At 32.4% G+C, this 13434-nt stretch carries 14 protein-coding genes; 11 read left to right on the top strand and 3 right to left on the bottom strand.

All coding sequences use genetic code 11. From position 1 onward, the window contains the following. Positions 1–116 precede the first annotated feature (116 nt). Together ACTPNM_RS11555 and ACTPNM_RS11550 are read left to right on the top strand one after the other, a co-directional pair. Positions 117–632 (top strand): YkgJ family cysteine cluster protein, encoded by a 516-nt coding sequence (locus ACTPNM_RS11555; RefSeq protein ID WP_274640626.1) that lies wholly within the window; start codon positions 117–119, stop codon positions 630–632. Between the two features lie 44 nt (positions 633–676). Continuing rightward, positions 677–1516: a sterol desaturase family protein gene (locus tag ACTPNM_RS11550; RefSeq protein WP_440121928.1), complete on the top strand. Its 840-nt coding sequence runs from the start codon at positions 677–679 to the stop codon at positions 1514–1516. A 43-nt stretch (positions 1517–1559) separates the two neighbouring features. Here ACTPNM_RS11550 and ACTPNM_RS11545 read toward each other — a convergent pair whose 3' ends face one another. Then, a complete protein-coding gene (locus tag ACTPNM_RS11545) occupies positions 1560–1820 on the bottom strand; it encodes a hypothetical protein (protein WP_099216210.1) in 261 nt (86 codons plus the stop codon). 268 nt (positions 1821–2088) lie between these two features. On the opposite strand from ACTPNM_RS11545, the gene ACTPNM_RS11540 reads away from it, so the two are divergent. Next, positions 2089–2619: a hypothetical protein gene (locus tag ACTPNM_RS11540; protein WP_440121926.1), complete on the top strand. Its 531-nt coding sequence runs from the start codon at positions 2089–2091 to the stop codon at positions 2617–2619. A gap of 64 nt (positions 2620–2683) precedes the next feature. Beyond that, positions 2684–3463 carry a hypothetical protein gene (locus ACTPNM_RS11535; RefSeq protein ID WP_440121925.1) on the top strand — a complete coding sequence of 260 codons (780 nt, stop codon included), beginning with the start codon at positions 2684–2686 and terminating at the stop codon, positions 3461–3463. A 71-nt stretch (positions 3464–3534) separates the two neighbouring features. Here the strand turns inward: ACTPNM_RS11535 and ACTPNM_RS11530 are convergent, their stop codons facing one another. Then, positions 3535–4125, bottom strand: coding sequence for an adenylosuccinate lyase (locus ACTPNM_RS11530; RefSeq protein WP_440121924.1), 591 nt, complete (start codon positions 4123–4125; stop codon positions 3535–3537). 45 nt (positions 4126–4170) lie between these two features. Between ACTPNM_RS11530 and ACTPNM_RS11525 the strand changes: the two genes are divergently transcribed. From ACTPNM_RS11525 to ACTPNM_RS11510, 4 genes are all read left to right on the top strand, one after another. Then, on the top strand, positions 4171–4878 hold the full coding sequence (locus ACTPNM_RS11525) for a toxin-antitoxin system YwqK family antitoxin (protein WP_440121922.1): 708 nt from the start codon (positions 4171–4173) through the stop codon (positions 4876–4878). A gap of 224 nt (positions 4879–5102) precedes the next feature. After that, positions 5103–6290 (top strand): tRNA 2-thiouridine(34) synthase MnmA, encoded by a 1188-nt coding sequence (gene mnmA, locus ACTPNM_RS11520; protein WP_440121921.1) that lies wholly within the window; start codon positions 5103–5105, stop codon positions 6288–6290. Between the two features lie 18 nt (positions 6291–6308). Continuing rightward, entirely contained in the window at positions 6309–7118 is an 810-nt protein-coding gene (locus tag ACTPNM_RS11515; RefSeq protein ID WP_440121920.1) for a toxin-antitoxin system YwqK family antitoxin, read from the top strand. Positions 7119–7228: 110 nt separating this feature from the next. Next, a complete protein-coding gene (locus ACTPNM_RS11510) occupies positions 7229–8167 on the top strand; it encodes an NAD(P)H-dependent flavin oxidoreductase (RefSeq protein ID WP_440121918.1) in 939 nt (312 codons plus the stop codon). A gap of 430 nt (positions 8168–8597) precedes the next feature. On the opposite strand, the gene ACTPNM_RS11505 is transcribed toward ACTPNM_RS11510, so the two are convergent. Beyond that, a complete protein-coding gene (locus tag ACTPNM_RS11505; RefSeq protein ID WP_440121916.1) occupies positions 8598–10163 on the bottom strand; it encodes a hypothetical protein in 1566 nt (521 codons plus the stop codon). A gap of 132 nt (positions 10164–10295) precedes the next feature. On the opposite strand from ACTPNM_RS11505, the gene ACTPNM_RS11500 reads away from it, so the two are divergent. The 3 genes from ACTPNM_RS11500 to leuD are packed head-to-tail and all read left to right on the top strand — an operon-like array spanning position 10296 to position 13434. Beyond that, a complete protein-coding gene (locus ACTPNM_RS11500) occupies positions 10296–11471 on the top strand; it encodes a 2-isopropylmalate synthase (protein WP_440121915.1) in 1176 nt (391 codons plus the stop codon). Then, positions 11471–12853: a 3-isopropylmalate dehydratase large subunit gene (gene leuC, locus ACTPNM_RS11495; protein ID WP_440121913.1), complete on the top strand. Its 1383-nt coding sequence runs from the start codon at positions 11471–11473 to the stop codon at positions 12851–12853. Before ACTPNM_RS11500 ends, leuC begins: the two co-directional genes overlap by 1 nt. Beyond that, positions 12853–13434: a 3-isopropylmalate dehydratase small subunit gene (gene leuD / locus ACTPNM_RS11490; RefSeq protein ID WP_440121911.1), complete on the top strand. Its 582-nt coding sequence runs from the start codon at positions 12853–12855 to the stop codon at positions 13432–13434. Before leuC ends, leuD begins: the two co-directional genes overlap by 1 nt.

Raw genomic sequence — 13434 nt, 5'->3', positions numbered from 1 at the left:
CTTTTTGATTATCGCACAAAATTAGTGTTTTTAATTTTTTCTTCCCACCATTTTAAGGATGATTTTTTGATTCATGATTATAGCATACTTAGTTGATGCTTTTGTACCTTTGCACCATGGATAAAGACCTTGAAAACTTACCAAAATTAGCCAAAGACGCTTTACAAGAAAATAAGAAGTATTTTCAACGATTAAAGAAAAGAACACCCAAACGCTTAGACTTACTAATGCAAGAGTTGCATGAGGAAGAATTTGAACGTACGGATTGTTTAGAATGTGCAAACTGTTGTAAAACAACTTCACCAATTTTTACCGAAAAAGATATAGAGCGTATAGCAAAACACTTAAAAATGAAGGTGGTTGATTTTACAAATCAGTATTTACAGCGAGATGAAGATAATTTTATGGTCTTACAATCAGCTCCATGTACTTTTTTAGACGAGTCTGATAATACTTGTTTTATTTATGATGTTCGTCCAAAAGCTTGTTCAGAATATCCACATACGAATCGAAAAAAGTTTATCCAAATAGCAGATTTAACTATTAAAAATACAGAGGTTTGTCCTGCTACTTATAGGATAGTAGAGGAATTGAAAAAACGTCTACCACAATCGGGAAGTTCTAAAAAATAAGTCGTTATAGATATTTTTTCTATTTTTAGAAAAAATATTACACATTGGAAACCCTTATACATTATTTTGAAAATATTCCTTCTAGTCATAGAAGTATTATTTTAGTTGGAGGAATAACTTTTTTCTGGTTGTTAGAAGGCGCTGTGCCTTTATTTAGTTTTAAATACAATAAGTGGAAACACGCATGGCCTAACTTGTTTTTTACTGCTACCACGGTAATTATCAACTTTACTCTGGCTTTTGTATTGCTTAAAACAGCGGACTGGGTACAAGCAAATGATTTTGGATTGATTAACTGGCTTCCTGAAATGCCATTATGGTTGTATGTATTGTTAGGAGTGTTGTTTTTAGACTTTTTCGGAGCTTATTTAGCACATTTAGTAGAGCATAAAGTGAAACCTTTATGGATGGTGCATTTAGTACACCATTCTGATCATAAAGTAGATACCACAACAGCAAACAGACATCATCCAATAGAAAGCGTTATTCGTTTTACATTTACATTACTAGGTATTTTTTTAGTAGGAACACCTATAGGTATAATAATGTTATATCAGTCTATGTCGTTAGTGTTTACACAACTAACTCATGCTAACATAAAAATGCCTAAAAAATTGGATAAAGTATTAAGTTATGTTATTGTTTCACCTGATATGCATAAAGTACATCATCATAATTTATTACCTTATACTGATTCCAACTACGGAAACATCTTTTCTATTTGGGATCGATTATTAGGGACTTATATGGAATTAGATAGAGAAAAAATAGTCTACGGAGTAGATACATTCCCTGATGAGGCAAAAAATTCAAACCTAAAAGAGTTGCTTAAGCAACCTTTTCAAGGATATCGAAAACCTACAAACTTAAAGGGTATTAAATAAATAAAAGCAAGCAGTTAGGCTTGCTTTTATAATTCTTATCTAGTTATAAAGGATAACAAATGTAGCCACGATAGCTTAAATCTGTGTAAGAATAAAAAAAGGTAGGTGTATTACCGTTACTAGTTTGGTTATGACACCTCCACTTCCAACTTGGTGTTACTGGATCAGAAGGAAACCTGTCAGGATCTGTTGTTGTGTCTACTCCATCTAAATAACCACCAAAAGAACCACCTCCTGAAATTTCTTTTTGAGTTAAACTGTTTAGTTTTTGAACACCACTTAACTTTAAAATTTTTTTCAACATAATTTTTTATTTTGATTTATCATGTTGGCAAAACTATAACCGAAAGAGAATAAGGTCTTTAGGTTAATGACTATATTTTTTAAAGGAATAAACACTTGATTTATAGAGGGTATAAATTGAAATACCCACAAACTTTAGCAAATGTTCAGTACATAAGATTTATTTTAAGGGTGTTTTTCCTGTGGTATAAACAACAATTCCCCTGATAGTTAAGCTGTGGTGTTCGTATATATTTGAGTTCATAATTAACCCCGAAAACTATTATTTTATGAAACGACTACAAAACTTTGTAATTGTAGGCATCGTCCTTATGATGCTACAAGCATGTCAAAAAGAAGACACTGCAAACGAATTGTTAAACAACACAAATTTAGAAGTAAAACAAGCTCGAGCCTATTACGCACCATGGGTATATGTTATGGATTGGCGTTTTAGTAGAGGAACTTGTACTACAGGACCAGGAGTGTGTTTTAAAAACGACTATGGAGACATACTTGTATATGGAAATGCAAGTTCAGGCTCATCAGATGAAGTAAAAGAAACTTTCTCAAAACTTATGGAAGGAAACAATGATGAAGATAATGGTGTGATAGCGTTCAGAAATGAAGGTGAATCATTACGATTGGTGTTTTCAAGAAGTTTAGAAGAAGAAGATTTCATTATTTCAGAAGACGTATCACTAAGAGATGATATAGTAGCAGAATTAGGTAAAACTAATATTACTTTACAAGCAGGTAAATACGTTGTAGATTATTCACGTTTTAAAAACGGAGAGGTTTTAATACCTGTAAAAAATTAAATAACTAACTAATCAAACTAATAAACTCTTAGTAAATGCTGGGAGTTTCAAAAAATAAGAAAAAATGAAAAAACAAAATTTTTTATGGATGGCTGTGATGTGCTTTACATTGCTTTTCAGCTGTCAAAGTGAAGATGTAATTGAAAATGAATCGAACAAAGAAGAAGTACAATTAGCAAAAGAAGGTACAGTAACTATTAATCATACATACGATTATTATGGTAAGCAGTTTAAAGTGGCTTATGTATATGATGAAGAAAGTGGAGAAGTACTGAAAGCTGATGGAGATGTTGAGCTTGCTCAAGAAATCTTTGGAGATGAAGAAAGAGCTCCAAAATCATTATTCTTTGATAATCAAAAAGAAGGAAGTACTGATATTCAAGTTAAGGTTTTTGATAATGGAGAAGATTTACAAGAGTATGCTTCAAAAGTAGCAGAAGAATTCCCAGGTGATCAAGAAGCAACAGAAGGAAGATCATCTAAGTGTAATAGCTATGATTTATATGGAACAGGAAGGTTTTATTTCTACAAACACGCTTACTATAATACATACATGAGTGGAATGAGTAGAATGGATCGTAGGTATTATAGAGACCATTGGGTAGGAAGCGGTTATAACGATCAGTTATCCTCTTTAATAGTGAAAAAACCATGGAATAGAAGAGCTTTGGTGTACTTATATCAACATTCTTGTTATGGAGGAAAAGTTATAGGTTTTTATCAATCAGTAGGTCCTTCAGGTTTTGGAGTAGCTAACCTTAAGTGGTATACTATGTCAGGCTGGTGGTTCTGGAGAAAGTCTTGGAACGACCAAGTTTCTTCTACCAAAGGCTGGGCTTGGTAATACAATAGCTACAACTATTTAGTTGTTTGTAAAATAATAAAAGAACCTCAGAAGATTTTTCTTCTGAGGTTTTATAATTGTTTTTGGTTTTTATGCTTCTCTATCAACTCTAATATTTTCTTGCCTCTAGCTTTACAGCCTTTACTCTCATGAATTACTTTAGTACGAATTAGATGTTCTAACTCAGGATGAACCCAATCTTTTTGTAAACCAAATAAAAACAAAGTGCTCATGGTGTAGGCTTTCACGGCTATTTTTTGATCGGTAATTAACCAATCAAATCCAGTTTCTATAATTAAATCAATATCAGTTTCTGTTAACTGTTCTTTTATACCATTGGTTGTTTTTGAGGAAAAAGCAGTTGCTAAATGCTCACAAATTTTAGCACATGGTCTTACAGCACTGTCAAAATGTACGCTAGATATATTTTTTGTAAAAACACTTAAATAAGGAAGAATATACTCAACCCCTTTGTGCGTACAAATCCATTCCAATACCCAAGCAGCTTTAATAGATAGTTTATTATCAACATCAAAAGTGATATCAATCAAATATTTTATCAATTCAGGTTGTGCTAACACAATATTTGAAGCATTATCTCTGTTTACTTTAGCAGCATTATCAACATTTTCTAACACAGAAATTAAAAAATCAACACTCATATTGGTATGGTTTATGTAAATTTGAAATGTAAAAGAAATTATAGCATGATAAATATAAAAAGGATATTTTCAACAGCACTTTTATTAGCAGTCTTTTTTACAACGGCTGCACAAGCACAAAAAATTAATCAGTTTGATGCAAATGGTAAGAGACATGGGGTATGGAAAAAGTATTACGACGACAATAAAAATAGAATAAGATACTCAGGCGAATTTAAAAATGGGAAAGAAGTTGGAACATTTAATTTTTATGAGCCTAATTCTTATGGAGTACCTTCTATGTCTAAAGACTTTTCAGCAAAATCAGATAGTGCTTTTGTACAATTTTTTACACCAAAAGGAAAAGTAAAAACAAAAGGATGGATGAAAGGAAGAAAGAGAGTAGGTAAGTGGACGTATTATTTTTCAGATGGAAAGCTTTTTTCAGAAGAAGAATATACTGATGGTAAACTAGATGGAGTTTTAAAAAACTACTATAGAAATGGTAAATTAACGGAGGAAAGCATCTATAAAGATGGTAAAAAAAATGGACTTTCTAAGATTTTTACTGAAGAAGGAGTGATGATTGAAGAAGTATATTATGTTGACGGAAAACTAGAAGGAGAAGGAAGGTATTACGACTTAAAAGGTGATTTAAAAGAAAAAGGAATGTATAAAAACGGTAAAAGAGACGGTAAATGGCAATTTTACATGGATGGAGAAGTTGTTACCGATAAGAGAAAAAGAGCTGTACATTCAATACCTAAAAACTAATCTATAGATACAGAGAGTATAAAGATAAATTTATTTCTTTTATAAAGTAACGCAGAAGAGAATAAGAGTTTTACTTTCTGACTGGGTAATTTAAAAATATTCTAAGAAATGACGAGAAACTAAGATATAGTTGCTGTCCATCAATTTTTACAATGAAGTCATCAATTATTTCCATAATAAAAAACGTTTATTATTTCGTAAATTTGCAGCTTCAAAAGTAAAAAATGAAAAGAGTAGTAGTAGGACTTTCAGGAGGGGTAGATAGTAGTGTAACAGCCTATTTACTAAAAGAACAAGGATATGAGGTTATTGGCTTGTTTATGAAAAACTGGCACGATGACTCAGTAACCATTTCTAATGAATGTCCGTGGTTAGAAGATAGCAACGACGCTATGATTGTTGCAGAAAAATTAGGAATTCCTTTTCAAACAGTTGATTTAAGCGAACAATACAAAGAACGTATCGTTGACTATATGTTCAACGAATATGAAAAAGGACGTACACCTAATCCTGATGTATTATGTAATCGTGAAATTAAGTTTGATGTGTTTATGGACATCGCATTAAGTTTAGGAGCTGATTATGTAGCAACGGGACATTATTGTAGGAAAGCAGAAGAAATTATTGATGGAAAACCTGTATACAAGTTATTAGCAGGAAAAGACACTAATAAAGATCAATCATATTTTTTATGTCAATTATCGCAAGAACAATTATCTAAAGCGTTATTTCCTATTGGAGAATTGACAAAACCAAAAGTTCGTGAAATAGCAAAGGAAGCAGATTTAATTACAGCCGATAAAAAAGACAGCCAAGGATTGTGTTTTATAGGAAAGGTAAGACTTCCAGACTTTTTACAACAAAAACTACAACCGAAAGAAGGAGATATTGTTCGAATTCCAGATGAATTTGAGCAGTACAATCGTTCAGTTCCAGAATTTGAGAATAAAGAGGCAGAGTTGGAATATTTTTCAACGAAGTTCTCTTATAACAAAGAAGATGGAAAAGTAGTAGGAAAACATCAAGGAGCACATTATTTCACCAAAGGTCAGCGTAAAGGTTTAGCCGTTGGAGGAACTAAAGAACCGTTGTTTGTAATTGAAACCGATGTAGATACCAATGTTATTTATACTGGAGAAGGAAAAAATCACCAAGGATTGTATCGAAGTGTATTATTTGTGTCAAATGAAGAATTGCACTGGGTACGTGAAGATTTAGCTTTACAAACAGGTGAATCTATGGAGGTAGAAGCACGTATTCGTTACCGACAACCATTAGAAAAAGCTACGTTATATAAAGTTGACAACGGAATTTATGTAGAGTTTGAAAATCCACAATCCGCTATTCAAGAAGGGCAGTTTGTTGCTTGGTATAAAAATGAAGAGCTGTTAGGTTCTGGTGTGATTTCGTAAAAAAAGAAAAATAAAGCTATGAAAAAAATATTGTTATTGTTTATAGTATTCATTAGTATTAATGGGTACTCACAAAAAGATTCTATTTCTAATTATTTAGATAGAAAGTTTAGAATAACTTCAAACAAAAACGATGCTAAATATATTGAAACTAGTGTAAAAAAAGGAGCTCTTTGGGAAAAGATACTTTATTATAGAGACGGAAAAATTTTTAAGAAGGGGTTTTCAAAAAATAATAGAGGAAGCAGTTATGTAGGAAAATATCTTGTGTTCCACCGAAACGGAAAAATATCTAAAAGGGTTTTTTATGATGCTGAGGGAGAATTAGAAGGAAAAGTACTTACATTATTTGACAATGGCAATAGAAATTATACGGGTTTCCATAAAAAAGGAGTCCCATCAGGGTTGTGGAAGTATTATCATTACAATGGTAACCTAGCAGCAAAATTTTATTACGATATAAATGGAGATATAGAAAGGTATATACTATTCAATGAAAAAGGAGAAGAACTTAAGGACGATACTTATACAAAGTTTATTAAACCTACTTTTAAAAAGGGAAAAGAAGAGTTTAATTCAAAGATGAGCTATTTAATAGATAATGTAAGTTATGCTATTAACACCATTATCTATGTAAATTTTACTATTGATGTAGATGGAAGTATCAAAGACGTATGGGTGGTTAATAATATTCCAAATAAATTAAGGAGCGAGATAATTGATTTTTTTGAATCTATAAAAGGGTGGAAGCCAGCGGTGGAAATGAATAGAAAAATACCATCTAAATATGGCATTGCGTTGAATTTTACGACAAGAGTAATAGATTAAAACTTATTAGATATAAGGGGAACTTTTTCACACATAAAAACATAAACATACAACCTCGATTTTTTCGAGGTTTTTTTGTGCTTCCTAGCTAATGATTGTACATTTACGCTATGCAAAACAGAATTACCAAACTATTTAATATACAATATCCAATCGTTCAAGGTGGAATGATTTGGGTAAGTGGCTGGAAGTTAGCTTCTGCAGTGTCTAATGCAGGTGGATTAGGATTAATTGGAGCAGGATCTATGTATCCAGAAGTACTTCGTGAACACATTCAAAAATGTAAAAAAGCAACTGATAAACCTTTTGGGGTAAATGTGCCAATGTTGTACCCTGATATTGAAAAAATCATGGATATTATCGTTGAAGAAGGAGTAAAAATTGTGTTTACTTCCGCAGGTAATCCAAAAACATGGACCTCTTTTTTAAAGGAAAAAGGAATTAAAGTGGTGCATGTAGTAAGTTCAGTAAAATTTGCCTTAAAAGCAGAAGCAGCTGGAGTAGATGCTGTAGTATGTGAAGGTTTTGAAGCTGGAGGTCATAACGGACGTGAAGAAACTACTACGTTTACGTTAATTCCTATGGTAAAAGAACAAGTTGAAATTCCAGTAATTGCAGCAGGAGGAATAGGTTCAGGCAGAGGAATGTTAGCAGCAATGGTGTTGGGAGCAGACGGAGTACAAATTGGAAGCCGTTTTGCAGCTACTGTAGAATCTTCAGCACATGACAACTTCAAAAAAACAATTGTTGAAGTAAAAGATGGAGGTACACAACTAACGTTAAAAGAACTCGCACCTGTTCGTTTGGTGAAAAACAAGTTTTATCAAGAAATACAAGAATTATATCAGCAAGGGCCATCTGTAGAACAATTAAAAGAATTGTTAGGACGTGCGCGTGCTAAGAGAGGTATGTTTGAAGGAAACTTGGACGATGGAGAACTAGAAATAGGTCAAGTAGCAGGGCTTATCCATGAAATTAAACCAGCAAAAGAAGTTTTAGAAGCAATTGTAGAAGAATATCAGCAAGTGAAAAAAGAGCAGTTGTTTTAATCGCAGGGCGATTGCCAAAAAAATAGAAACGTCATTCCGACGAGGTAGGAGGAGGAATCTTATAAAGATGAGTTATAAACATGCTTTTATCGTACTAACGAGTAAAAATTAAGGTAAAACAAAATAGTAATGCTTAAACAATTAATCAGTATTCTGTTTTTAATTATAGGTATTTACCAGCTATTTAAATTAGTTAACTTAATTGAAAGCAATAAGGAGTCTTTTAAGGTATTTATAGGTGATAGTAAAAATAAGTTATCCTATCCAAAAGGTTCAGAGATGTTCTTCAAGTTATTTTTTAGATACTTTTTACTCTTTTTAATTAGCATGTTTATATTTGGTCAACTTGTTTAGCTTTCCTAAAGGAGACGAGAATTAGTAATTAGATTTTTTTAATCAGTACTTTACAAGAATAAATCTAACACTATTCTCAACACTTTTTAGAACTAACAAATTTCTCTTTAATAATTTGTGCCACAGGTTTATTTTCAATCTTACTTTCAAGCCACGAAAGGATGTCTAAATATAAAAAAGCTCTTTTCTCATAAGGATGATTCTCATAAACCTTAAGGCGACTGTGTACTTTTTTTAATTCCTTTTTTATTTGATGCGGAAACACATCTCCCAACGCTTTTATAGAAGAAATAAACTCTTTTTGAACCTCTTGTAAATTTTCCATTTTAAGTAAAAAACGATAGGTATCTTTAAACTGTCGCTCCAAATCATAATCTAAGCCACACTCGTAATGAGCAATTAAAGAAAGTACTCTGGCAAAACACTGTAGATCGTTAGCTACTTGAATATTTTTAGGTTTAATTATTTTATTTAAATACAAAATACACTCTTTGTTTTTACCCATACCAAAGTACAAACAAGCAATTTTATAGTAAAAAACTACAATATGATGCGTATCTAAACGGTCTTTGTACTCATCTATTTTATCATTAATAATATCTACTAGGTATTCACCTTCAGAAAAGTTGCCTTCTAAGAAATGTAAGTGTAATTTATTAGCATAATAGTATAGAAAAGTTAAGATTTCAGTATTGCTATTTTGCGGAATACTTTTCTCTTCAATTTCCTCTTCAAAAGCAGAAAGCTCTTCTTTAAACTTATCATAATGCTTTATAAAAAATAAGCTCTCTAATAAGTAGTTCTTTCCTTTTAAATAAAAAACAGGATGCAAAGAAATATTCTTAGTATCATGCTTAAATAAATCTACCCATTTATTAGCATACTTATAACTCTGTAAAAAATCTTGAGTTAAAAAGCTATGCCACAAATGTGCTTTGTATAACCATAACTTTTCTCTAAAACCCAATTCTTCATATGTATATTCAGGAAGTTTAGAATAAAAGTAAGTATTTACTCGCTGCAGTTCTTCATCGTTTTTTACGTAGCCATTTTTAAGCAATGTTCCATACAGTTGTAGCGACAAGTTAGACAATTTACTGGCGATAACATTTTGCATGCTAAGCTCTTTTGCCTGAATAGTTAATTCGTCAGAACGCGTATCAATACTTCGGGTTATATACTGACTTTCAATGACTTTTTCAAGCTCAACAATTTCATAAGCAACATTCTTTTCTTCATTTTCAACCGCCATATTTTTTGCTTTGTCAAGCAATTTTAAACTTTGCTTGTATAACCCTTTTTGATATAAAACTGTAGCAAAATCTAACTGCTCACGTATTTGAATTCTAATGTTTTTATGAGCAGGATTCATACGAAGACTAGTTAGTATTTGCTTGTATAAATGAGCTTTTAGGTTAGATAACTGTTGTTTGCTCACCACACCGCTATCAATAATAGCCTTTTCGTTATAACTCTTTTGTTTTTCAAGTAATTTAAAAAGCGCAAAAAATTTAGCATCTACATTACCTCCTAAACGACCAACATATAAATTAAACTGACGTTTTTCTGACTTTGATAAAGACTTAATCAAAACAAACAAAGCGTCATTTTGTTGGTTGGAGAATGTAATTGGTTTACGCATAACTTTTTGTTTTTCAGTATTTTATTTTTGTTTTTTGTCGTTTTGATATCGTAACTAACCCATTAAAAAAGAGCTTGCTAGAAAAGCCAATATATACATTTGGTTTTTATTTTGATAATCATAGTTAGATTTATGCAAAGCGATAAAATTCAAATTTTCGATACTACATTAAGAGACGGAGAGCAAGTCCCAGGATGTAAATTAGATACCCAACAAAAACTAATTATTGCAGAAAGACTCAATTTTTTAGGAGTTGATGTAATTGAAGCAGGTTTCCCAGTATCAAGCCCAGGAGACTTTACTTCGGTACAAGAAATAGCTAAATTAGTTAAAAATGCTACTGTTTGCGGATTAACAAGAGCCGTTAAAAAAGATATTGAAGTAGCAGCAGATGCTTTAAGATTAGCTAACAAACCTAGAATTCATACAGGTATTGGTACTAGTGATTCACATATTCAGTATAAATTCAATGCTTCGAAAGAAGAAGTAATTAGGCGAGCAAAAGAAGCTGTTTCGTACGCAAAAAACTTTGTAGACGATGTAGAGTTTTATGCAGAAGATGCAGGTAGAACCGACAACGCTTTTTTGACCAAAGTTTGTGAAGAAGTTATAAAATCAGGAGCAACAGTGTTGAATATTCCTGATACAACAGGATATTGTTTACCTGAAGAATATGGAGCGAAAATCAAGTATTTAAAAGACAATGTAAAAGGCATTGAAAATGTAATTATTTCATGTCATTGTCATAATGATTTAGGGTTGGCTACAGCAAATTCTATTGCAGGAGCTATTAATGGTGCGCGTCAAATAGAATGTACGGTTAATGGAATAGGAGAGCGTGCAGGAAATACAGCGTTGGAAGAGGTGGTAATGATTTTAAAACAGCACCCATATTTAAATCTTCAAACAGATATTAACACCAAATTACTTTATGATACAAGTATGATGGTTCGTGAACGCATGGGAATGCCTGTACAACCTAACAAAGCTATTGTAGGAGCCAATGCTTTTGCACATAGCTCGGGGATTCATCAAGATGGAGTTATCAAGAATCGTGAAACGTATGAAATTATCAATCCAGCAGATGTAGGAGTCACAGAAAGTGCTATCGTATTAACCGCAAGAAGCGGAAGAGCAGCCTTAGCATATCGAGCAAAAAAGATAGGATATGAGCTAACCAAAATTCAGTTAGATACAGCTTATAAAACGTTCTTACAGTTTGCTGACAGGCAAAAAGAAGTAATCGACGAAGATATTCATCAGATTATGAAACAAGTAAATAAAATTTCAAAAATAGCCATAGCTTAATGGGAAAGACATTATTTGATAAAGTATGGGATGCGCATGTAGTAGATACTGTAAAAGACGGACCACAAATATTATACATAGACAAACACTTAATTCATGAAGTAACCAGTCCGCAAGCTTTTAACGAGTTAAAAGAGCGTAATATTCCAATTGCACGACCAGACAAAACAGTAGCAACAGCCGATCATAATACACCAACCGTAAATCAACATTTACCAATAAAAGATGAATTATCAAGGCAACAACTAGAGCAGTTAACACAAAACTGTAAAGAAAACGATATTACTCTATATGGTTTAGGACATCGATATAATGGAATTGTACACGTTATGGCTCCCGAATTAGGGATAACACAACCAGGAATGACCATGGTTTGTGGAGATAGCCATACATCAACACACGGTGCTTTTGGTACCATTGCCTTTGGTATAGGAACAAGTCAAGTAGCACAAGTATTTGCTAGTCAATGCTTATTGTTAGAAAAGCCTAAGAGCATGCGTGTAACTGTAAAAGGTAAACTTAAAAAAGGAGTATTACCCAAAGATGTAATCTTATATATCATAGCACAATTAGGAACAAATTCAGGTACAGGATATTTTTGTGAATATGCAGGAAATGTATTTGAAGAAATGTCTATGGAAGGTCGTATGACCGTGTGTAATATGAGTATCGAAATGGGAGCAAGAGGAGGTATGATTGCTCCTGATGAAACTACTTTTGAATATGTAAAAGGACGTGAGTTTGCACCAAAAGGAGACGAGTTTGATAACAAAGTAGCCTATTGGAACACATTAAAGACTGATAAAAGTGCAAAATTTGATAAAGAATACACTTTTAAGGCAGAAGACATAGAACCAATGCTTACTTACGGAACCAACCCAGGAATGGGGATAAAAATTTCAGAGAACATTCCCCAATTTAATGATGTTTCCTTTGAAAAGTCATTACAGTATATGAACTTTAAAAAAGGAGCATCATTAATTAATACACCCGTTAACTATGTATTTATAGGAAGTTGTACTAACTCTAGAATAGAAGATTTTAGAGTAGCAGCAAACTATATAAAAGGAAAGCAAAAAGCGGCGAATGTAAATGCGTGGTTAGTACCAGGATCACAACAAGTAGCAAAACAAATAAAACGAGAAGGCTTACAAGAAGTTTTTGAAGCAGCAGGATTTCAGTTACGACAACCAGGTTGCTCAGCATGTTTAGCAATGAATGATGATAAAATACCAGAAGGAGAATACTGTGTATCAACTTCAAATAGAAACTTTGAAGGACGTCAAGGACAAGGAGCAAGAACTATTTTAGCAAGTCCGTTAATGGCTGCAGCGACGGCTGTAGAAGGAAAAATAACTGACTTTACAAAACAATTAAACTAATGGAGAAATTTGTTAAACTAATAGATACGGCCATACCATTACCGACGGAGAACATAGATACCGATCAAATTATACCTGCACGATTTTTAAAATCAACCAATAAAGAAGGGTTTGGAGACAATGTATTTAGAGATTGGCGCTACAAAAAAAATGGTAGTTTAAATGAAGACTTTGTTTTAAACAACACAAATTATACAGGAAGTATCTTAATTGCAGGAGATAACTTTGGTTGTGGTTCAAGTAGAGAACATGCCGCATGGGCATTAGCAGGCTACGGGTTTAAAGTAGTTATTAGTAGTTTTTTCGCTGATATATTTAAAGGAAATGCACTTAATAACGGAATATTACCAGTACAAGTACCCAAAGAATATTTAGCAAAATTGTTAAAAAAAGTAACTGAATTACCCGATACAACCATTATAGTTGATTTAGAAAATCAAACACTAAAAACCCCTATAGGTAATGTGGGGTTTGAAATAAACCCGTACAAAAAACTATGTATGATAAATGGTTATGACGATATAGATTTTTTAATCAGTAAAAAAGATACAATAACAGCTTTTGAAGCAACAATGATATAA

The sequence above is a fragment of the Tenacibaculum sp. Ill genome, from assembly GCF_051938915.1.
In the GTDB taxonomy this organism is placed as follows: Bacteria; Bacteroidota; Bacteroidia; order Flavobacteriales; family Flavobacteriaceae; genus Polaribacter; species Polaribacter larymnensis.
Note: the sequence above shows the minus strand (reverse complement) of the source record. Positions and strands in the feature narration are given on the sequence as shown.

What these genes read in the sequence shown, in the direction of transcription:
- ACTPNM_RS11525 (WP_440121922.1), top strand. Translation starts at nt 4,171, where the DNA reads ATGATAAATATAAAAAGGATATTTTCAACAGCACTTTTATTAGCAGTC.
- ACTPNM_RS11535 (WP_440121925.1), top strand. Translation starts at nt 2,684, where the DNA reads ATGAAAAAACAAAATTTTTTATGGATGGCTGTGATGTGCTTTACATTG.
- ACTPNM_RS11500 (WP_440121915.1), top strand. Translation starts at nt 10,296, where the DNA reads ATGCAAAGCGATAAAATTCAAATTTTCGATACTACATTAAGAGACGGA.
- mnmA (WP_440121921.1), top strand. Translation starts at nt 5,103, where the DNA reads ATGAAAAGAGTAGTAGTAGGACTTTCAGGAGGGGTAGATAGTAGTGTA.
- leuD (WP_440121911.1), top strand. Translation starts at nt 12,853, where the DNA reads ATGGAGAAATTTGTTAAACTAATAGATACGGCCATACCATTACCGACG.
- leuC (WP_440121913.1), top strand. Translation starts at nt 11,471, where the DNA reads ATGGGAAAGACATTATTTGATAAAGTATGGGATGCGCATGTAGTAGAT.
- ACTPNM_RS11515 (WP_440121920.1), top strand. Translation starts at nt 6,309, where the DNA reads ATGAAAAAAATATTGTTATTGTTTATAGTATTCATTAGTATTAATGGG.
- ACTPNM_RS11540 (WP_440121926.1), top strand. Translation starts at nt 2,089, where the DNA reads ATGAAACGACTACAAAACTTTGTAATTGTAGGCATCGTCCTTATGATG.
- ACTPNM_RS11530 (WP_440121924.1), bottom strand. Translation starts at nt 4,125, where the DNA reads ATGAGTGTTGATTTTTTAATTTCTGTGTTAGAAAATGTTGATAATGCT.
- ACTPNM_RS11510 (WP_440121918.1), top strand. Translation starts at nt 7,229, where the DNA reads ATGCAAAACAGAATTACCAAACTATTTAATATACAATATCCAATCGTT.
- ACTPNM_RS11545 (WP_099216210.1), bottom strand. Translation starts at nt 1,820, where the DNA reads ATGTTGAAAAAAATTTTAAAGTTAAGTGGTGTTCAAAAACTAAACAGT.
- ACTPNM_RS11505 (WP_440121916.1), bottom strand. Translation starts at nt 10,163, where the DNA reads ATGCGTAAACCAATTACATTCTCCAACCAACAAAATGACGCTTTGTTT.
- ACTPNM_RS11555 (WP_274640626.1), top strand. Translation starts at nt 117, where the DNA reads ATGGATAAAGACCTTGAAAACTTACCAAAATTAGCCAAAGACGCTTTA.